Genomic DNA, 20,275 nt, shown 5'->3' with positions numbered 1-20,275 from the left:
ATTTCTGCGAAAATATAATACAAAGATTAGGGGCGCTGTCACTGGATATCAGTGACAGCGTTTGGTAGTATTAAGGAGAAAAATGAAAAAAATCATTTATACATTTTTAGATTTATTAACCATAGCGTTTTTGATCGGAGGATATGTGTTCCAATATTTTACAAGAAAAAAACTGGGGATGCTTCGGTGGGTGAATTATCAGAATATGCAGATCCAGAAGAACCCTGTTTATGATATACTAAAATATATTACAGTTGCTGCTGCTATTGTACTTATCGTATTAATTATTGTGGGATATAGGAAGAAAAAAGAATGAAAAATAAAAAATTGTGGATATTTATCGGAATGATCGTTCTGATTTTGATATTAAATCACATATTTGGCTGGTCTTCTTATCTGGGAAATACAGAGAATCTGAAATTCCTGGAAAACATGGTACAGGAAAATTTAGTGTTGGCGATTGGCATCTATACCATACTTACCATCATAAGCTGTGTGGTACTTGCACTTCCGGGGGTGACATTTGCAATCGTTGCAGGTCTGGTATTTGGACCGGTACTTGGAACCATCTGTTGTTCCGTAGCGACTACACTTGGGGCTATGGTAGCATTTGTTGCAGGAAGATTTTTCTTACAGGACATTATTAAGCCGATGGCGATGAAGAACAAATATTTAAAAAAATGGTTATTTGATGAGTCTGGAAATAATGAAGTATTTATTCTAATGATCACAAGACTGGTTCCATTATTTCCGTATAATCTGCAGAATTTTGCTTATGGTGTGACAGATATTAAATTTTCAACATATTCCATTTGTTCTTTGATCTTCATGCTTCCGGGAACAGCTATGTATACGGTTGGAATGGCAGGACTTGCAGACAAAGAGAACCGTATTTTTTATATCGGGATAGCAATTGTTCTGGCAGGGATTGTAATAGGGCTTGGTGCGTTTCTTAAGAAGCACTATGTGCAGGAGGAAAAAAATGAAGAATAACAATACAGTAGAAGCATGTACCCATTGTCATGTCTGCCAGAATCAGTGTGAATTTCTAAAAAAGTACGGAATAGATATCGGAGATACAGAGAAGTTAAAAGAGCTTTCTTATCATTGTTTCCTGTGTGGAAAGTGCACAGAGGTATGCCCTGAGAATATTGATGGAAGAGAGTATATTCTAAATCTCCGGAGAGAAAAAGTAGAAAAATCCGGTGGAACTTTGGAAGAAAAAGGATATGGGATGCTGTTAAAAGAAAAAAAAGATTATATATACCGGAATTACAGACATGCACAAGGGGAAAGTATTCTGTTTCCGGGATGTAATTTTCCTTCTTTTTATCCAAAGACGACCAAGAGGCTGGTAAATGAACTGAAAAAATATGGCATAGGAGTGGCATATGACTGCTGTGGAAAGCCGATTGTAGAACTTGGCATGAAAGAGGATGAAAAAAGGATTATAGGTCAGATACAATCAGAATTGCATAAAAGAAAAATCAAAGAAGTAATCATGCTTTGTCCGAACTGCTATGCATATTTAAAACCAAGAATGGAAGAAGTAAAGGTTGTAAGCATCTATGAAAAGCTTGAGGAATTCGAAATCGGAAAGAAGAATCTGTTTCCGGCAAAGGTGTTCCTTCCATGTCCTGACAGGGAAAAGAAAGAACTGTTAGGAGAGATAGAGCGATACATAGAAGGAAAGTTGATTCCAATCGAAGAGGTACAGTGCTGTGGTTTAGGTGGCTGTGCCCCTGTAAAAGAGCCAGAACTTGCAAAAAATATGGGAGCAGCGTTAAAAAATAGTGGCGGGCAGAAGATTTACAGCTATTGTGCGTCCTGTGCAGGCAATCTAAATCGGAACGGATCTAAGAATGTCACTCATATTTTGACAGAAATATTAGAAACAGATGAAAAAGCCGATACAGGGAAATCGATGTTGAATAGAATGAAAACAAAATTTATATAAGGGGATAACGACGGAAATGAAGAGGGCAGTGATCGTATTTACCAGAGTTCCCATTCCGGGACAGACAAAGACAAGAATGATGCCATATTTTTCGCCGGAAGAATGTGCAAAACTTCATGAGAATTTTCTGAAAGATATTGCACAGGAATGCGAAAAAGTAAATGCTGACATATTCGTATGCTACACACCGAAAAAAGGGAAAGCATATCTGGAAAAATTATTCAGGAAAGCAAAAGAATATATTCCCCAGACAGGGGAAGGTCTGGGAGAAAGGATGTATCAGGCAATCGAATATGTACTGGAAAAAGGGTATGATTCCTGTGTATTAATAGGAACGGATATACCGGAACTGAAATGTTCGGATTTGGAGTATGCGTTCAGGCTTTTGGATGTAAATGATGTAGTCTTTGGTCCCACCGTAGACGAAGGGTATTATCTGGTCGGAATGAAAAGACCGGTATGTGAAGTGTTTGAAAAGAAGACATATGGAACAGGAAATGTACTGGAGCAGACCGTGCAGCCATTACAGGAAATGGGACTGACAATCGGATATGTAAGAAGATTGCAGGATATGGATGACAGAGATGATATTACGGCGTATCGGAGCCGGATGAGGACGCAGAAGTTACTTCAGAACACACATACTGGACGTTACCTGCTAAAAAAACAGAAGATTTCTATCATTGTGCCGATCTATAATGAAGAGACAACGATAGAGAAACTGTTGGAGCAATTAGAAAACTTACAGGGAAAGTGTGAGATTATTCTAGTCGATGGTGGGAGTACAGACGCAACATTGTCGATGATCAGACCGGGATTTAAAGTACTGCATTCGGAAAAAGGCAGGGCGAACCAGATGAATCTTGGCGCAAAAGAAAGTACCGGAGATATTCTTTTCTTTCTTCATAGTGACAGCGAACTTCCGAAAAGACCGCTGGAAGAAATCAAAGCAGTGATAAAAGATCATGAAGCAGGATGCTTTGGCATTGCATTTCATTCCAGACAGTTTTTTATGTGGACATGCAGAGTTATTTCAAATCATAGGATAAAAGACAGAAAAGTGATGTTTGGAGATCAGGGGATTTTTATCACAAGAGAACTGTTCTTCAAAGCGGGGATGTTTCCGGCTCTTCCGATTATGGAAGATTACCAGTTTTCGCTTACGTTAAAGGAAATGGGAGTAAAGCTTGGCATTGCTAGGCACAGAATCTATACGTCAGACCGGAGATTCCCTAAAAAGGTGATTCCTCAGTTAAAAGTGATGTGGAAGATGAACCGGCTAAGAAAAATGTACCGGGATGGTGTGCCGATAGAGACGATATCGAAGTTATATAAAGATGTAAGATAAAATGTCAGGAAACAATATAGCCAATAGGGGATCGGGATTATGGAACGTATAAAAGGATTAAATGAATATGTGAAAAATGAAAAGTATAGGAAAGCATTAAATCTTCCGAATGAACAGGAAGAAGAATATACAATGCTTGCACAGGGAGAGTATAATATTAATTACAGCTTCACGCATCCAAAGACAGGGAAAAAACTTCTGTTACGTGTCAATTGTGGGAGTCAGATGCATCTGGAAAATCAGATCGGGTATGAATGTCATGCACTGCAATTGCTGGAAGCATCGGGAAGAACGCCAAAAGTGCTTTATGTAGACGGGAGCAGGAAATTTTTAGATCACGGAGTACTGGTAATGGAATATCTGCCGGGAAAAGCATTAGACTATCATACGGATTTAAAATATGCGGCAGAGTGTCTGGCTGATATACATAGTGTCAGAATACCGGAATCAGAATCGGGTTTGATTCGGCCAGAGAATCCACTGATCGCAATATTGGAAGAGTGCGAAGAGATGGTGAAGATATATATGGATTCACCGCTTGGAAAAGACAGGATGAAAAGGAAAATCCGAGATTTGCTTGATAAGGCATGGAAAAAGGCAAAAGAATTCCATATGGAAGATTCACCGTATCAATGCTGTATTAATACAGAACTGAATTCCACGAATTTCTTGATTGGAGGAGAAGGAAAGCCGAACTATCTCATTGATTGGGAAAAGCCGTTATTTGGAGATCCGGCACAGGATCTGGGACATTTCCTTGCACCGACAACGACGTTTTGGAAAACGGATGTGATATTGAAGGAAGAAGAGATAGAAAATTTTCTGAATGAATATCTGAAATGTGTGAGGGCGCGTTTTGATATAACGGGATTAAAAGAACGAACGAAAGTATTTATGGAGATTACATGCTTAAGAGGAATCACCTGGTGCGCAATGGCATGGGTGCAGTATCAGCAGCCGGATAAACTGATCATAAATGAATCTACATATCGGAAGCTGGAGGATTATCTGAGTGATGGATTTTTAGAAAAAATAGAAATATTTTTGGAACAATAATGTAAGTGAGAATAAGGAGAAAAGAGATGGAAAAAGAAAAAATTGCGGAACTTTTTATGAAAGGGATTGAATGTTCTCAGGTTGTAGCAGGGGCATTTGCAGAAGAACTGGGGATCACACAGGAAGAAGCATATAAGATGGTTGCAGGATTTGGCGGTGGAATGGGAATCGGTGAAACCTGCGGTGCAGTAGTTGGTGCAATGATCGTACTGGGAATGAAATTTGGACATTGTGATACAGAGCATATGGAACAGAAAGATATCATGAATGCCAAAAGAGCAGAGTTCCTGACAAAATTTCAGGAAAAATATGGTGTCTGTAGCTGTAAAGGATTATTAAAACATGATATTGCAGATCCAGAGGGCATGCAGAAGATACTGGAAGAGGGACTTTTGTTTGATTTCTGCCCGGAAATAGTAAGAGATACCATTGAAATATTGAATGAGGTTGTGTAATGAATGATATCATCAAAGATTTTCATGAGCTGACAGAGATTCCGGTATTTCAGGAGATGGTGCCGGATAAGAAGTATATGGATACAGAAGAGCATCTGGATGTATTGCAGATGAATATCGGACGGAAATGTAATCTACTTTGCAAACACTGCCATGTGAATGCCGGACCTGCAAGAACAGAAGAAATGTCAAAAGAAGTGATGGATGCCTGTCTTACATTTGCAAAGGAACAGAATATTGCAACGATAGATATTACCGGAGGTGCACCAGAGATGAATCCACATCTGGAATATCTGATAGAAGAAAGCAGTAGAATCTGTAACCATGTAATCATCAGAACGAATCTGGTCATATTATTGGAGGAAGAATATGAACAGCTAATGGAAGTGTATACAAAGAATAAAGTAGAAATTGTGTGTTCTCTTCCGTATTATCGTGCGGCAGAGATGGATAAGGTGCGCGGAGAAGGATCATTTGATAAGGCTATTGAAGTAATCAAACACCTGAATGCGATAGGATATGGAAGAAATCCAGAACTGGTATTGAATATGGTCTATAATCCGGCAGGTGCTTTCTTCCCACCTGATCAGGAAGCAATGGAAAAAGAATATAAGCAGAAATTGTTGCAGGATTTTGGCATTGAATTTAACAGCCTTTATACATTGTATAATAATCCAATGGGAAGATTCGGTGCATTTCTTCAAAGATCGGGAAATTTAAAGCGTTATATGAAAAAATTATTCGATGCATTCAATGCAGATACAGTGGGGGCATTGATGTGCAGGACGCAGATTTCCGTGGATTATGATGGACAGTTGTATGATTGTGATTTTAATCTTGCGGCAGGAATTCCGGTTGTTGGAAATCAGAAAATTTTTGATGTGACAGGAAAGCCATATCAGGTTCGTAAAATACGGATGGATAAGCATTGTTATGCATGCACGGCGGGAGCCGGTTCCAGCTGAGGCGGCGCAACGAGTTAGGCAGGCTGCCTGACAAATACTTCTGGAAGAAGAGCGTGTATTATGTTACACTAATGCAGTATGAACAATAATTATGCATGGAAATGTAAGAATATACAAAAGGAGAAAAGAATATGCCAGTTTTTGATTTTAATGCAACACCGGACGAGAAGAAACCAGCGGAATGTACATATACGGTAATCCGCTCTAATGAAAATGAAGCAACTATAGAAAAACCAATGATGATCCTGGATAATAAGCAATGTAAATGGGAACATCATTCCTGCGGCGTATTTACCAATCCGATCAAGAGGACATCATTCGAATTTCAGCAGGAAGACGGAACCGTAAGTGCAGACATCTTAAAGATCGATGCAAGGTTTGTAAGTCTGTTAAAATGGCTCGGAGAGAATCATATTAATGTGCGTCTCTCAGGAGAGAATACAGAAGAAGGATATGCAGTATACAAGATCCGCGAGATTGCATTTGGCGGCGGTACAAAGTTATCTGCAGAAGATGGATTCCTGCAATTTATGATCGAGCGTCTTCTGGCAAGTAATGCACCGGCAGAAGAGGAGAATGATGAAGATGAAGACGAAGCAGGAGATGATATGAAGCTTACCAGTCTTCAGAGTATCACAGACTTCATGAACTGTGCGGGAAGAACCCTTCCGGATAATATCCGCCTTTGGGCAAGACGTAATCTTGCCGTGGCACGTTCTCATGAAGTATCACCGGAAGAAAGACGTCATGCACAGAGAGCGCTTTCTATTATGATGAATGTACAGTGGAAGAGCAATTATTTTGAAGCGATCGATCCGGATGAAGCGCGCAGAATTCTTGATGAAGAACTTTACGGAATGGAGCGCGTAAAGCAGAGAATCATCGAGACCATAATCCAGATCAACCGTACACATACATTGCCGGCATATGGACTTCTGTTAGTGGGACCGGCAGGAACCGGTAAATCACAGATTGCCTATGCGGTGGCACGTATCCTGAAGCTTCCATGGACGACTCTGGATATGAGTTCGATCAATGATCCTGAGCAGCTGACAGGAAGTTCTCGTATCTATGCCAATGCAAAGACAGGTATCATCATGGATGCCTTTGCCATGGCAGGAGAATCAAATCTGGTATTCATCATTAATGAGCTGGATAAAGCAGCATCCGGAAAAGGAAATGGCAATCCGGCCGATGTACTTCTGACATTACTGGATAATCTTGGATTTACAGATAACTATATCGAGTGTATGATTCCGACCGTAGGAGTATATCCGATTGCGACTGCGAATGACAAGTCTCAGATCAGTGCACCGCTGATGTCACGATTTGCCGTGATCGATATCCCTGATTACACACCGGAAGAGAAGAAAGTGATTTTCTCCAAATTCGCACTTCCGAAGGTATTAAAGAGAATGAGCCTTAAGGAAGACGAGTGTATCATGAGTGAGGAAGGATTGGATGAATTGATCAAGTTATATTCTAATACATCCGGAATCCGTGATTTGGAGCAGGCGGCTGAACACATTGCGGCGAATGCCCTGTATCAGATTGAGGTAGATCATGTGAAATCTGTTACATTTGATGCAGAAATGGTAAGAAATCTGTTGAGATAATGAAAACTGCAAGAACAACATTTTTTACAAGAGATAAAAATTTTTATAAGACATTTTTCTGGTTGATGCTGGTTGTGGCACTTCAGAATCTGGTGGCTTACAGTGTGAATATGCTTGATAATATCATGCTTGGAAGTTACAGCCAGAATGCATTGTCCGGTGCGGCAACGGTGAACCAGATATTCTTTATTGTGAACCAGCTGGCATTGTCTATTGGAAATGCACTGGTAGCAATCTGTTCTCAGTACTGGGGAAAGCAGGAGACTGAGGAAATCCGGAAGCTGACAGGAGCAGCACTGGCACTCAGTATTCTGATCGCAGCAGTGGTCGTGACAGCCTGTACGTGCATGCCGGAGCGGCTCCTGGGAATATTTACGACGTCACCTGAGATTATTGCGGAAGGAAAGGCATATCTGGGACTCCTGAAGTGGACATTTTTACTTTTCATGATAAGTAATCTGCTGATTGCTATGCTTAGAAGTGTAGAGGTAGTGAAGATTTCATTTGTCATATCAGTAGTGTCATTGATCACAAATGGTTGTATCAATTACACATTGATTTTTGGACATTTTGGATTTCCGGAGATGGGGATCAAGGGAGCAGCAGTGGGAACGTTAACTGCAAGAATGCTGGAACTATTGATCATTGTGGTGTATGTGTGGAAGATAGATACGAAAGTCCGGTTATTTGACGTCAATTTGATCAGAATCATATTTGCGCCGGTGAATAGAAAGATATGGATGGCATTCTTAAAAGTTGCATTTCCAATCATGTGCTCAGGGATGATCTGGGCAATCTCAGTACCGATGCAGACGGCAATTCTCGGACATTTGTCCGCAGATGCAATTGCTGCAAATTCTGTATCCAGCACATTCTTCCAGTATCTGAAGGTGATCGTAATCGCCATATCATCTGCATCTGCAGTTGTGATCGGGAAAGATATCGGAGAGGGAGATATAGAAAGAGTAAAATCTGATGGAAGAACGCTTTCTGTGATTGATCTTCTGATCGGTGTAGTGCTTGCTTCTCTGCTATTTGTATTGAGAGGACCGCTGTTATCCATGTATAAACTGACAGATACGGCAGCAGTCCTGGCAGATCATTTCATTATGATCATGAGCATAGTTATGGTAGGAATGTCATATCAGATGCCGGTATCGGTAGGTGTCATTCAAGGCGGGGGAGATACAAAGTTCTCTATGTACACGAATCTGATCTCTACATGGGGGATCGTGATGCCGCTGTCATTTTTGGCGGCATTCGTGTGGAAACTCCCGGTGGAACTGGTCGTGGCTGCAGTGCAGTCGGATCAGTTGTTCAAAGGAATTCCGGTATTTTTACGATTTAGGAGCTATAAGTGGATTCACAAATTAACATAAAAAGAAGTATGGAATGGAAAGAATTTGAAACAACATTTTCGGTAAAATTAAATCAACAGCAAAAAGAAGCAGTACAGAGCACAAAAGGGCCGGTACTGCTTCTTGCCGTACCCGGATCAGGAAAGACCACGGTACTGGTGACACGTCTTGGTTATATGATCTACTGTAGGAATATTCCTCCGGAGAGCATACTTACGGTTACATATACGGTGGCAGCGACAAAAGATATGTCCGAAAGATTTGCAGTCCGTTTTGGCGAGGATATGGCAAAGAGACTGGAATTTCGGACGATCAACGGAATCTGCGCAATGATTATCCAGTATTACGGAAGACGGATCGGAAAGACACCGTTTGAACTTGTGAAGGATGAAAAGGCAACGACGGGGATGCTGATCAAAATCTGTCAGGATCATGGCATGGGATATCCGACGGAGAGTGATCTTAAGAATGTAAGAACGTTGATCACATATATAAAAAATATGATGCTGAACGAAGAAGAACTTCAAAAATTAGAGGAAGAGTCAGATATTCGGATTGCAGGAATCTACCGTGAATACTGTAGGCAGATGCGAGAACAGAAGCTGATGGATTATGACGATCAGATGTTGTATGCCTATAATATTCTGCGAAAAGATCCGGGTGTGCTTGCATATTTTCAAAATAGATATCCATATATATGTGTGGATGAAGCGCAGGATACATCAAAGATCCAGCATGCGATTATTGCGCTGCTGGCAGCCGGAACAGGCAATCTTTTTATGGTTGGAGATGAAGACCAGAGTATCTATGGATTCCGGGCGGCATATCCGGAGGCATTGCTGTCATTTGAAAAGAAGCATTCGGGAGCAAAAGTCCTTCTGATGGAAGAAAATTTCCGCTCAAATGCAAAGATTGTAGAAGCGGCAGATAAATTCATTCAGAAGAATACACTCCGACATGAGAAGCATATGAGAGCGGCAAGAGAAGCCGGAGCGGATATCCGGGAAATTTCTCTAAAATCGAGGAAAGCACAGTATGTGTATCTGATGAAAGCTGCACAGGAATGTACGACCGGAATGGCCGGCATGAGCGGATCGGAGGAACATAGGGGCAGGGCAGATGCTTCGGTGACGGAGACAGCAGTTCTGTACAGGGATAATGAGTGTGCGATTCCACTGATCGATCTGCTGGAAAGAAAGAATATTCCGTATCGCATGCGGAATGCAGACCTTTCCTTTTTTACCCACCGGACGGTTCTGGATGTACAGAATATCATCCGGTTTGCAATGGATCCAAAAGATACGGAACTGTTCATGCAGATCTATTACCGGCTGAAATTGTTCTTTAACAAGAAAGATGCATTAAGATATGCACAGATCAGTCAGGAGAAAGATATGGAGGTGCTGGATGCGGCATTAAAATACGGCAATCTGGAGAAATATCAGGAAGATAATATCCGTAATCTGAAACGGCAGATGGTACGTATCTTAAATATGCCGGGGGATGAGGCTGTCAACCAGATCCTGACATATATGGGATATCAGGATTATCTGAAGAAAATGGGCATGAATGCCAACAAGCTGGAGACGGTCAAGTTGATCGGAAGCAGGGTAGAATCTCCGGAAAAATTACTGGAACGACTGGAAGAACTGAGAACGATCATTCAGGAAAAAGTATCAGATAAGGATTGCCCGTTTATTCTGTCTACCATGCATGCAAGTAAAGGACTGGAATATGATACTGTCTATCTTCTGGATGTTATGGATGGGATATTGCCGGAAAAAGTACTGGCAAATCCGCGGACGGCATCAAAGGAAGAACTTGAAACTTATGAGGAAGAAAGAAGACTCTTCTATGTAGGTGTGACCAGAGCAAAGAATCAGCTGAATGTATTTACGACGAATAAGCCGTCCAAATTCTGCAGTGAGTTGCTGGGAAAGAGGAATCTGAGAGAGAATCAGCAAAAAGAATATGCAGGAATAAAAAAATGGGGAGATTATAGTCCGGCGGGAACATATGGCATAAAGGGAAATGGAATGTATCATGGATATGGCACCGGGCATGGATCTCAGAAGCAACCTGGAAAAAGCTATCAGGAACTTGCGGATGCACTTGGTGAAGGCATGATTGTAAAGCATAAGAAATTCGGTGAGGGCGTCGTTGTAGACATGGAAGGTGAGCACATCCGTATCCAGTTCGGAGACAATGTAAAGAACATGGATCTGAAAGTTCTGGCAAGACTTGGGATGCTGGAAATATAAGAATAAAAAATGACCAATAGTCAAAAATTGTATTGACTGTTGGTTTTTTTTGATGTATATTGCAATTAGATACAAAAAATGACCAATAGTCAAAAATGATGATAAGAGTAAGAAGAAATAAAAAAGGATGTAAAAAAATGGTCATAAAAGGAGGGGCGGTTATGAATATGGTTGCATTTGGTAAAAAGGTAGTGAAGTTCAGAATTCCGATACTGATCATCAGTATCTTACTCTTGATTCCGGCGGGACTTGGATATGTGAATACAAGAGTCAATTATGATGTGCTGACATATTTACCGGAAGACATTGAGACGATGCAGGGTCAGGATATCCTGGTAAAAGACTTTGGAACCGGTGCTTTTTCAATGTTTATCGTGGACGGAATGGAAGATAAAGATGTATCGGCATTGAAAGCAAAGATCGAAAAAGTAGATCATGTGCAGAAGGTTCTGTGGTACGATTCACTTGCAGATATCAGCATGCCGAAGAGCATGATGCCGAAAGATGTCTACGAAGTATTCAATTCAGATACGGGCACGATGATGGCAATCTTCTTTGATGAGGGTACTTCTTCCGATGGAACGATGGAAGCAATCGGGGAGATCCGTAAACTGGCCGGAAAGCAGTGTTTCTTAAGTGGTATGTCTGCAATTGTTACGGATACGAAGAACCTGGCTGAGGAAGAGACACCGTTATATGTACTGATCGCAGTTGTTCTGGCGGTGATCGTATTAGGACTTACGATGGATTCGTATTTTATCCCGTTACTTTTTATGCTGAGTATCGGAATGGCGATCATTTATAATCTGGGAAGTAACTATTTCCTAGGAGAGATTTCCTATATTACGAAAGCGTTGGCGGCGGTACTGCAGCTTGGCGTTACACTTGATTATTCCATTTTCCTGATGCACAGTTATGAGGAGCAGCAGGCAAGATATAACGGAGACAAAGAGCGTGCAATGGCACATGCGATATCCCAGACATTTTCATCCGTAATCGGAAGTTCCGTTACAACGGTAGCCGGATTTATCGCATTGTGCTTCATGACATTTACGCTTGGTATGGACATCGGTGTGGTTATGGTAAAAGGTGTCGTCCTCGGCGTGATCGCCTGTGTGACAATCCTTCCATCCATGATCCTGTGCTGTGATAAATGGATCACGAAGACCATGCATAAGCCGTTTCTTCCGGACATCGGAAGGATATCGGATAAAGTTACAAAACGGTATATGATCTATGTGATCATTTTCCTTGTACTTTTATTCCCGGCAATCTATGGAAATAATCATACATCCGTTTATTACAATCTGGATGAGACGCTTCCAAAGGATCTTCCGAGTATCATTGCAAATGAAAAACTGAAGGAAGATTATGACATGAACACGACACACATGATCCTCGTGGACAGTTCGGTTGAATCCGCAGATGTGGCAAAGATGATCAACAAGATGGATGATGTGGATGGTGTCAAATGGGCACTTGGCCTGGACGCGCTGATCGGACCGGCAATCCCGCAGAGTATGATCCCGGATTCCGTAACTGAGATGCTGAAGAATGATAAGTATCAGCTGCTTCTGGTCAATTCAGAGTATAAGGTTGCATCGGATGAACTGAATGCCCAGATTAAAGAACTGAATAAGATTCTGCACAAATATGACAAAGGCGGTATGCTGATCGGTGAAGGACCGCTGACGGCAGATCTGATCGACATTACAGATACAGATTTTAAGACGGTCAGTGTGGTATCAATCGGTATCATCTTTGTGATCATATTAATACTGTTCAAGTCTATTTCACTTCCAATCATTCTGGTTGGCGTGATTGAATTTGCTATCTTTGTAAATATGGGAATTCCATATTATACAGGAACGAAGCTGCCATTCGTTGCATCGATTGTTATCGGCACGATCCAGCTTGGATCTACCGTAGATTATGCGATCCTTATGACGACAAGATATAAGAGAGAACGCAATCACGGAGCAGAAAAATATGATGCGATCACAACTGCACACCGCACATCGGCACAGTCGATCATGGTAAGTGCACTGAGCTTCTTCGCAGCAACGATCGGTGTCGGATTGTATTCGAATATTGATATGATCAGCTCACTGTGTATCTTGATGGCGAGAGGTGCGATCATCAGTATGATCGTGGTTATCTTTGTATTGCCGTCGATGTTTATGGTATTTGATAAAGTGATCGTGAAGACGAGTAAGGGATTTTTGCCATAACTCTGGGACCACGGGGACGTGAAAAAATGGCTTTTTTTACTGTCCCCGTTGGCATCCGGTAATCAAATATACAAAGCCGGAATGTAAAGGCCGGAAGGATAAATATATTGTCATGATTATGCAAACATGCTACAATATGACTTTGAACTGGTTCGCAAACCTCCCAGTATAAAAAACTAGGCAAAGTACATAACATGTATGATTACTTTTGTTTATGGGGGTTCTGTAAGCAAAAGTATTTTTTTGCCTTTTGAATTGCAGTGTATTCGTAAGGAGCTGCCAGTGGTAGGTCCTGTAGAAGATTGAGAAAGGAAAAGAAAAATGAAAAAAAGAAAAGTAATTATTGACTGTGATCCGGGTATCGATGACAGCCTGGCTATCATGCTGGCATTGCAGTCGGAAGAACTCGAGATAGTTGGAATCACCATTGTATGCGGGAACTGTCCGGTAGAGATGGGATTCGGAAATGCGAAAAAAGTGCTGAAGCATATGGGAAGGTTAGGTGTTCCTGTCTATATAGGCGTAGAAAAACCGCTGCGCCGGGAGTATGTCAACGCACTTGACACGCATGGAGAAGATGGACTTGGTGAAAGCTTTTTACCAGAAGTAGAAGGATTCCGTCAGGAGATGGGAGCAGTGGAATTCCTTGCATCAAAGCTGAAAGAAGGACACATTTCCGTAATAGCACTTGGACCGATGACGAATCTTGCAACATTGCTCGAACAAGACAGAGTTGCGTTTGATCAGATCGAAGAATTCGTGTCTATGGGCGGAACGTTCAAAAGCCATGGAAATTGTTCGCCGGTAGCGGAATACAATTACTGGTGTGATCCGGATGCGGCAGCGAAAGTATATGATGCAATGTATCAGAATGGACGGAAGATCCATATGATCGGTCTGGATGTGACGAGAGAAATTGTTCTGACACCAACGATTCTTGAGTATATGTGCCGGATAAATGCAAAAAGAGGTGTATTTATTAAGAAGATCACAAAGTTTTATTTTGATTTTCACTGGCAGTGGGAACACATCGTCGGATGTGTGATCAATGATCCTCTTGCTGTAGCATATTTTATTGATCCTTCGATCTGTGAAGGATTTGAATCCTTTGTCCAGATTGAGACAGAAGGGATATCACTGGGGCAGTCGGTTGTCGATTCGATGAATTTTTACCGGAAAGAACCGAATGCAAAAGTACTGACACAGGTAGATACATATCGTTTTTTCGAAATGATGCTTTCGAGAGTACTGGAAGTAGAACCTGAGAGTCTGGATATTTTGGAAAATGTATTATAAGTGAGGAGAAGTAAGTCATGAAAAAAACATCAACATATAGAGTATCAACATATAAAATCTGCATCGTTGCATTTGCAATCTGCATTAATCTGGTCGGAGGACAGATTGCATTATTTCTGAAGCTTCCAATTTACCTGGACAGTATCGGAACCGTATTCATTGCATCCACATTAGGTCCGATTTATGGAATGCTTCCGAATGTGATCAGTGGTCTGTTCATGGGAATGACGGTTGACGTATATTCTTTATACTATGCACCTGTCGGTATCATTCTTGGTCTGGTGACAGGTCTGGTATATCAGAAATATAAGCCGAAAAAATGGTGGATATTTGTGGCAGCGCTGGTAATTACATTACCGTCAACCATTGTAAGTTCCTGCATTACGGCATTCTTATTTGGCGGGATTACATCATCAGGTTCTACGGTTCTGGTGCAGCTTCTTGCCAAAACCCCGATGGGAATGGTAGGAGCATGCTTTGTGGTTCAGTTTTTTACAGATTATATTGACCGTGTGATCTGTCTGTTCGTGGTAAGCGCGCTTACAAAGGCATTGCCAAGGAATATGATGGAGAGATTATAAGGTGACCTTATAAGGAAAATTTGTAGAGAAAAGTTCATAAAGGCGATTATATAGAGGAAAATTTATAGAGAAATTAAAAAGAGAACTTATAGAGGAGAAGGTAGAAAGTGAATGTATTGATAACAGGTACAAGTTCCGGAATTGGAAAAGGGTGTGCGAAATATTTTCTGAAAAACGGACATAAAGTTTATGGATTTGACCGGAAAGAATCTACAATAGAACATCCGGATTATAAGCATTATTGTCTGGACATCCGTGATAAAGAGATGTATCCAGAACTTCCGCCCATGCAGATCGTGATCAACAACGCAGGTGTACAAAATGAAGATGATATTGATATCAATCTGAAAGGAACCATTGCGGTCACAGAACATTACGCAGTACAGCCGGAGATCCGATCTGTGATTATGATTGGATCTGCAAGCGGCCATACCGGATCGGAATTCCCGGAATATGCGGCAAGTAAAGGTGGGGTCCTTTCATATACCAAAAATGTTGCGATGAGAATTGCTCCGTATCAGGCGACCTGCAACAGTCTGGATTTCGGCGGAGTGATGACAGAGTTAAATAAACCGGTGATGGAAGATGAAAAACTGTGGAATGCGATCATGGATCTGACTCCTTTAAAACGCTGGATGAGTGTGGAAGAAGCTGCAGAATGGATTTATTTTATGGCGGTGCAAAACAGATTCTGCACAGGCCAGAATATTCTGATCGATGGACTGGAAGCAGGAAACAGTAATTTTATATGGCCGGAGTAGAGATCAGATAAAACCATAGAGAACGGTGTAGAAAAGAGGTATAGAACATGGAGTTTAAATACTGTAAATTAGAAATATTTCTCCCGCCGACGCATCTGGAAGTTGTGCAGAAAGCACTGCAGGAGGTTGATGCGGGACATATCGGGAACTATGATTCGTGCATGTCGGTAAGTCCGGTAACGGGTTACTGGCGTCCGCTTGACGGATGTGATCCGTATATCGGAACCAACGGTGAGATCAGCTGCGAACCGGAGTTGAAGGTGGAAGTAACAGTGTATACAGAAAATGTCGATAAGACGATTGAAGCCGTGAAGAAGGTACATCCGTATGAAGAACCGGTGATCAATGTGATACCGCTATGGAGAACAAGCTTTTAAGTCTGGAGTATATAAGTAAAGCCGTTGATGCTAATTTTTGTGGTTACAGCACTTCAATGCGCCTTGGAAGGAGGAGAACGCATATGTCAGAAAGAAATCATGAAGTTATAAAAAGTCAGCAGCTTTTAGATGAATATGGCAATATTGCGGAGCCGGGCTGGTCGAGAAAGCAGTTGCAGCAATATTCAAGAACACAGATCAAAGCACCAAAGTTCCGGATCAAAGAATGGGACTATTATCTTGTAGTGGGTGATGATTGTGCTGTGGCATTTACACTTTCAGATGACGGTTATGTGGGATTGCAGTCTGTGTCTCTGCTTGATTTTTCGGGAGAACCGTGGGAACATACGGAGACAAGAATGCTGGCATAATTTTAAGGAACAATGGGAAGTTGCCGATTTTTTACAAAAGAAATCTTGACAGTAACATTGAATGCTGTACAATAATGTTAACAGAACCCACCACGCCTCTGATTTTTATGCGCAACCCGGTGGGACTTTTTATTTGTGGATTATTTTATGTATCAGTATCCAAAACAATCATTAACAATAAACAAGGTGATTTATACCAAGTCCTTGAATATGCGAGAAAGCGTGATATTCAAGATGTTTATTTGCTTTACCCAATGTACAGGTACGAGGAAAAAGAGAAAGAATTTCCTGTGGCGGTGAGTGAAAGTCCTAGCGGAGATATAAATGTTCATTTTATAAGAATGCCGTTTATATTTGAAGAGGACGAAGATAGAACAAGGCAGCAGTTAACTGATGTTATAAAGGTTGTATTTAGTATACAGAAGGATCACTATTATGAATAATGAAGCTGAAATAAATGTTGAAATACCTGAGATAACAGCAATGTTTGTAGGGACAAAAGGAAAATACGGATTTGCTCAGGTCGTTGACGATTTTCCAAATGCTAAGGAAGTCCGAATATTAACATATAGTAGAATAGGTTATGGAAATAATAATCTTAAACTGAGAGAATTACAAACACTATCACCTGAAACAAAATTATGTATTATTGTTGCATTACCTGGATTAAAGAATCCAAAGATTGATGGTCAGTATGAACATAACCAGTTTAGAGAGGACTCCATCGTGATGGAATTGGGTAAAATCAAGCAACAATTTGATATAAGCCAATATTCGTCAAAGGATGTAGAAATGTATGTCTGCTTTAAAAATCATGCCAAGTTAATTGGGACGGAAAATGTTCTTTATATTGGTTCTGCAAACTATTCTGATAATAGCGTTCAAAATTATGAAGCAGGTATGATTATAAGGGATAAGTCTGTTATAAAGGAGATTTATGAAAAATATTTTGATGAAATCGTGGCCGTTAGGTATTATGCAGATGAATACGATACTATCAGATTGAAAATATTATCAATTGCTGAGGGCTTAGAAAATTTAAAAATGGATATTGATATCTTTATATATTATTTTGAGGATAGGGCTGAAAATGCAGACAATATGAAGAAAACATATATGATGCTCTTGAATAAGATGAAGGAAGTTATTATGCAACTTGAATCTTGTGATGGAAAGCTAATGGAAACTGTATTATCAGATATATGTGGAGTGCAAAATGTTATGGAGGATATAAGTCGCCAGATCTACGATGCATTTGATTCAGGATATGAAAAACAGATAGAGTTTTTTGCGGATTATTATGAGGAGTATCATAAGGAAAGAATGGGTGTTAATTCTTGTGACTCATGGATTGACGAGGACACACCATATATTTTGTTAAGTGAAGAAGTGGAGCAGGAATATTATGTTTCTGAATATTGGACCGATGAATTGAAAAAAAAATATGAGGTGGTAGAAACAATAAGAGAGATAGATGGTTTGATAAAAATAATCAATGGACTTGTTGTCGAATTGAATAAAAGCCCATATGAATTATTTGAGTCTGAACTTGTTCAAGTGGGGACGGATAAAAATGCATTAAAATAAAAAGATGATAGGAGTAACATTCTATACAATTTTTTATTATGAACAGTTAAGAGATTTTTTGTTTTGTTTATTGGATAGAATAAAGGAGAAAGGAAAATGGGAATACCTGGAATACAAGAATTGTATAACCAAATATTGGGATATTTGTTAGAATGCAGGCAGGATACTCTTGTTTCTATTCGAAAAGCTATGCAGGAGTATTTCTACATATCGGAAGACGATGTTTTTGTAAATGAAAAGCATGAAGGCAAGTATACCTTGCCCTATTTTGAAGTGGTTTGCAAAAAGTGTAGTAATTAACAAGAAAAATACAATGCTCGAAAAAGCCGATAAAACCTTGTAAAACTCGGCATTATAGGGCATTTCAGAATAGGAGAATTTTATGATTAAAGTACTTTTCATTTGCCACGGCACTCTTTGAAAGCTTCGCCAAAAAGCCAGTAAAATTAAGGCCTGGAAGGCATAGACAGTTGAAAAATAACCCACGGTATTTTGTGCAGATATTACATGTAAATATAGATGATGCTTGGGACGCAATATGATAGAATGGTTACAAGAAAAATTTGTAGGAATATAAAGATATGGAATTAAGATTATTACGCTATTTTTTAACAGTAGCAAAAGAACAGAGCTTTACAAAAGCAGCAGAACAATTGCATATTACCCAACCAACGCTATCCAGACAAATGGCGGCATTTGAAGAGGACCTGGGAATAACATTATTTATTCGAAACGGGAAGAAAATATCGCTCACTGATGAAGGAATTTTATTAAAAAGGCGTGCCTTGGAGATTCTTAATCTTGAGGAAAGGACGCTTGAGGAACTGAAAGGAAAAGAAGAGGTTGTAGAGGGCACGATAACCATTGGATGCGGTGAATTTGCAGCAGTGGAGACATTGGCGAAGATATGTAAAACATATAAAGAAAAATATCCGCTGGTTCAGATTGTATTGCATACTGCAACAGCAGATGCAGTGTATGAGATGATGAACAAAGGACTTGTAGATATTGCATTATTCATGGAGCCGGTGGACACCGAAGGGCTGGATTATATCAGAATTACAGATTGCGATCACTGGTGTGTCGGAATGCGACCAGATGATCCGCTGGCAGAAAAAGAGTTTATAAAAAAAGAAGATCTTATTGGAAAGCCCTTGATCCTGCCGGAAAGAATGAACGTTCAAAGTGAACTTGCCAACTGGTTTGGGAAAGACTTTTCAAAATTACAGATTGCTTTTACGAGTAATCTTGGAACGAATGCCGGAGTTATGGCGGCAAATGGACTGGGGTATCCAATTTCAATTGAGGGTGCTGCAAAGTATTGGCGAGAGGATATTCTTGTACAGCGAAGAATTTCTCCTGAAATCACGACCAGTACGGTGATTGCCTGGCGACGGAATATTCCATATTCTTTGGCGGTCCGTAAAATGATCGAGGAGATTAATGCTTTTCAGGCATAAAACAAAATTCAATATAAGCATTAGACATAATGAAGCGATAGAGCTTAAAATAGATGTGTAAGATGAATGTAAATCTTATACATCTATTTTTTGTGAAAAATACGTATAGAAAGGGGCTTTTTATTATGAGTAAAAAATTAGTGGCATTTTTCAGTGCAAGCGGAACAACAAAAAAAGTAGCACAGATGATCGCAGAGGAAGTAAAAGCGGATTTGTTTGAGATTGAGCCGAAAGTTCCATATACAAAGCCTGATCTTGACTGGATGAATAAAAAATCCAGAAGCAGTGTGGAAATGAGTGATAAAAAATATAGACCGGCGATTATGAAAAAAGAGATGGATATGAGTTCTTATGACGAGATCCTTCTGGGATTCCCTAAAATGGAGTACAGTTTATAGTAGTGTATAGCGTGTACCAAGTTATAATTATGGGGTTGAAAATAACAGTATACACAGATAATGTGGAAAAATGTGTATGACGTTTATATAGAAAATAACATTGAAAAAGAAATTCAAGAATGGGTAAATTCATTAAATTTAAAATAGAATAATAATTACATGAGTGACAGAAGATAAGAATCTGAATTCCCTGTCAC

Annotated in this window: 20 protein-coding genes, 1 pseudogene and 1 riboswitch; all 21 genes and pseudogenes read left to right on the top strand. The window is 40.2% G+C overall.

Annotation, left to right across the window (positions count from 1 at the left end; all coding sequences use genetic code 11):
• The first annotated feature begins 82 nt into the window (after window positions 1-82).
• Window positions 83-316: a hypothetical protein gene (locus tag NCY30_RS05480; protein WP_022415876.1), complete on the top strand. Its 234-nt coding sequence runs from the start codon at window positions 83-85 to the stop codon at window positions 314-316.
• Window positions 313-993 (top strand): TVP38/TMEM64 family protein, encoded by a 681-nt coding sequence (locus tag NCY30_RS05475; protein ID WP_022415875.1) that lies wholly within the window; start codon window positions 313-315, stop codon window positions 991-993. The genes NCY30_RS05480 and NCY30_RS05475 overlap by 4 nt, the downstream gene beginning before the upstream one ends.
• On the top strand, window positions 983-1,957 hold the full coding sequence (locus NCY30_RS05470; RefSeq protein ID WP_022415874.1) for a (Fe-S)-binding protein: 975 nt from the start codon (window positions 983-985) through the stop codon (window positions 1,955-1,957). The genes NCY30_RS05475 and NCY30_RS05470 overlap by 11 nt, the downstream gene beginning before the upstream one ends.
• Before the next feature lie 16 nt (window positions 1,958-1,973).
• Window positions 1,974-3,305 (top strand): TIGR04283 family arsenosugar biosynthesis glycosyltransferase, encoded by a 1,332-nt coding sequence (locus NCY30_RS05465; protein ID WP_022415873.1) that lies wholly within the window; start codon window positions 1,974-1,976, stop codon window positions 3,303-3,305.
• 39 nt (window positions 3,306-3,344) lie between these two features.
• Entirely contained in the window at window positions 3,345-4,361 is a 1,017-nt protein-coding gene (locus NCY30_RS05460) for an aminoglycoside phosphotransferase family protein (RefSeq protein WP_022415872.1), read from the top strand.
• Between the two features lie 26 nt (window positions 4,362-4,387).
• Complete coding sequence (locus NCY30_RS05455) at window positions 4,388-4,816, top strand: C-GCAxxG-C-C family protein (RefSeq protein WP_250818539.1); 429 nt, start codon at window positions 4,388-4,390, stop codon at window positions 4,814-4,816.
• Window positions 4,816-5,781, top strand: a complete 966-nt coding sequence (arsS, locus tag NCY30_RS05450) for an arsenosugar biosynthesis radical SAM (seleno)protein ArsS (RefSeq protein WP_055180558.1) — start codon at window positions 4,816-4,818, stop codon at window positions 5,779-5,781. Before NCY30_RS05455 ends, arsS begins: the two co-directional genes overlap by 1 nt.
• A 131-nt stretch (window positions 5,782-5,912) precedes the next feature.
• Window positions 5,913-7,397, top strand: coding sequence for an AAA family ATPase (locus NCY30_RS05445; protein WP_055180556.1), 1,485 nt, complete (start codon window positions 5,913-5,915; stop codon window positions 7,395-7,397).
• Entirely contained in the window at window positions 7,397-8,776 is a 1,380-nt protein-coding gene (locus NCY30_RS05440; protein ID WP_055180554.1) for an MATE family efflux transporter, read from the top strand. Before NCY30_RS05445 ends, NCY30_RS05440 begins: the two co-directional genes overlap by 1 nt.
• A complete protein-coding gene (locus tag NCY30_RS05435; protein WP_250818538.1) occupies window positions 8,755-11,016 on the top strand; it encodes an ATP-dependent helicase in 2,262 nt (753 codons plus the stop codon). Before NCY30_RS05440 ends, NCY30_RS05435 begins: the two co-directional genes overlap by 22 nt.
• Window positions 11,017-11,183: 167 nt before the next feature.
• Window positions 11,184-13,247, top strand: coding sequence for an efflux RND transporter permease subunit (locus tag NCY30_RS05430; protein WP_250818540.1), 2,064 nt, complete (start codon window positions 11,184-11,186; stop codon window positions 13,245-13,247).
• Window positions 13,248-13,388: 141 nt separating this feature from the next.
• Window positions 13,389-13,433: riboswitch (PreQ1 riboswitch) on the top strand.
• 135 nt (window positions 13,434-13,568) lie between these two features.
• Complete coding sequence (locus NCY30_RS05425) at window positions 13,569-14,543, top strand: nucleoside hydrolase (RefSeq protein WP_250818537.1); 975 nt, start codon at window positions 13,569-13,571, stop codon at window positions 14,541-14,543.
• 17 nt (window positions 14,544-14,560) lie between these two features.
• Window positions 14,561-15,124, top strand: a complete 564-nt coding sequence (locus NCY30_RS05420; protein ID WP_006428257.1) for an ECF transporter S component — start codon at window positions 14,561-14,563, stop codon at window positions 15,122-15,124.
• Between the two features lie 107 nt (window positions 15,125-15,231).
• Complete coding sequence (locus NCY30_RS05415; protein ID WP_055180550.1) at window positions 15,232-15,885, top strand: SDR family NAD(P)-dependent oxidoreductase; 654 nt, start codon at window positions 15,232-15,234, stop codon at window positions 15,883-15,885.
• Between the two features lie 47 nt (window positions 15,886-15,932).
• Complete coding sequence (locus NCY30_RS05410) at window positions 15,933-16,262, top strand: cytochrome c biogenesis protein (RefSeq protein ID WP_006428259.1); 330 nt, start codon at window positions 15,933-15,935, stop codon at window positions 16,260-16,262.
• An 83-nt stretch (window positions 16,263-16,345) separates the two neighbouring features.
• Window positions 16,346-16,633 carry a DUF2804 family protein gene (locus tag NCY30_RS05405; protein ID WP_055214911.1) on the top strand — a complete coding sequence of 96 codons (288 nt, stop codon included), beginning with the start codon at window positions 16,346-16,348 and terminating at the stop codon, window positions 16,631-16,633.
• On the top strand, window positions 16,600-17,076 hold the full coding sequence (locus NCY30_RS05400; protein WP_155115995.1) for a hypothetical protein: 477 nt from the start codon (window positions 16,600-16,602) through the stop codon (window positions 17,074-17,076). Before NCY30_RS05405 ends, NCY30_RS05400 begins: the two co-directional genes overlap by 34 nt.
• Window positions 17,069-18,220: a phospholipase D-like domain-containing protein gene (locus tag NCY30_RS05395; RefSeq protein ID WP_250818536.1), complete on the top strand. Its 1,152-nt coding sequence runs from the start codon at window positions 17,069-17,071 to the stop codon at window positions 18,218-18,220. Before NCY30_RS05400 ends, NCY30_RS05395 begins: the two co-directional genes overlap by 8 nt.
• A 96-nt stretch (window positions 18,221-18,316) precedes the next feature.
• The gene (locus NCY30_RS05390; protein WP_250818535.1) at window positions 18,317-18,520 is read left to right on the top strand and encodes a hypothetical protein; all 204 of its coding nucleotides are present in this window, start codon (window positions 18,317-18,319) and stop codon (window positions 18,518-18,520) included.
• Between the two features lie 281 nt (window positions 18,521-18,801).
• Window positions 18,802-19,680, top strand: a complete 879-nt coding sequence (locus tag NCY30_RS05385; protein ID WP_055214918.1) for a LysR family transcriptional regulator — start codon at window positions 18,802-18,804, stop codon at window positions 19,678-19,680.
• Between the two features lie 125 nt (window positions 19,681-19,805).
• Window positions 19,806-20,057: pseudogene (locus NCY30_RS05380) on the top strand (flavodoxin); the annotation flags it as partial.
• Window positions 20,058-20,275: the final 218 nt, after the last annotated feature.

The organism is Dorea sp. MB18-49 (assembly GCF_023669465.1).
Taxonomy (GTDB): Bacteria; Bacillota; Clostridia; order Lachnospirales; family Lachnospiraceae; genus Dorea_A; species Dorea_A longicatena.
This window is presented reverse-complemented; position numbering and strand designations above follow the sequence as displayed.

Coding starts and splice junctions, on each gene's coding strand:
- NCY30_RS05480 (WP_022415876.1), top strand. CDS start 83: ATGAAAAAAATCATTTATACATTTTTAGATTTATTAACCATAGCGTTT.
- NCY30_RS05475 (WP_022415875.1), top strand. CDS start 313: ATGAAAAATAAAAAATTGTGGATATTTATCGGAATGATCGTTCTGATT.
- NCY30_RS05470 (WP_022415874.1), top strand. CDS start 983: ATGAAGAATAACAATACAGTAGAAGCATGTACCCATTGTCATGTCTGC.
- NCY30_RS05465 (WP_022415873.1), top strand. CDS start 1,974: ATGAAGAGGGCAGTGATCGTATTTACCAGAGTTCCCATTCCGGGACAG.
- NCY30_RS05460 (WP_022415872.1), top strand. CDS start 3,345: ATGGAACGTATAAAAGGATTAAATGAATATGTGAAAAATGAAAAGTAT.
- NCY30_RS05455 (WP_250818539.1), top strand. CDS start 4,388: ATGGAAAAAGAAAAAATTGCGGAACTTTTTATGAAAGGGATTGAATGT.
- arsS (WP_055180558.1), top strand. CDS start 4,816: ATGAATGATATCATCAAAGATTTTCATGAGCTGACAGAGATTCCGGTA.
- NCY30_RS05445 (WP_055180556.1), top strand. CDS start 5,913: ATGCCAGTTTTTGATTTTAATGCAACACCGGACGAGAAGAAACCAGCG.
- NCY30_RS05440 (WP_055180554.1), top strand. CDS start 7,397: ATGAAAACTGCAAGAACAACATTTTTTACAAGAGATAAAAATTTTTAT.
- NCY30_RS05430 (WP_250818540.1), top strand. CDS start 11,184: ATGGTTGCATTTGGTAAAAAGGTAGTGAAGTTCAGAATTCCGATACTG.
- NCY30_RS05425 (WP_250818537.1), top strand. CDS start 13,569: ATGAAAAAAAGAAAAGTAATTATTGACTGTGATCCGGGTATCGATGAC.
- NCY30_RS05420 (WP_006428257.1), top strand. CDS start 14,561: ATGAAAAAAACATCAACATATAGAGTATCAACATATAAAATCTGCATC.
- NCY30_RS05410 (WP_006428259.1), top strand. CDS start 15,933: ATGGAGTTTAAATACTGTAAATTAGAAATATTTCTCCCGCCGACGCAT.
- NCY30_RS05405 (WP_055214911.1), top strand. CDS start 16,346: ATGTCAGAAAGAAATCATGAAGTTATAAAAAGTCAGCAGCTTTTAGAT.
- NCY30_RS05395 (WP_250818536.1), top strand. CDS start 17,069: ATGAATAATGAAGCTGAAATAAATGTTGAAATACCTGAGATAACAGCA.
- NCY30_RS05390 (WP_250818535.1), top strand. CDS start 18,317: ATGGGAATACCTGGAATACAAGAATTGTATAACCAAATATTGGGATAT.
- NCY30_RS05385 (WP_055214918.1), top strand. CDS start 18,802: ATGGAATTAAGATTATTACGCTATTTTTTAACAGTAGCAAAAGAACAG.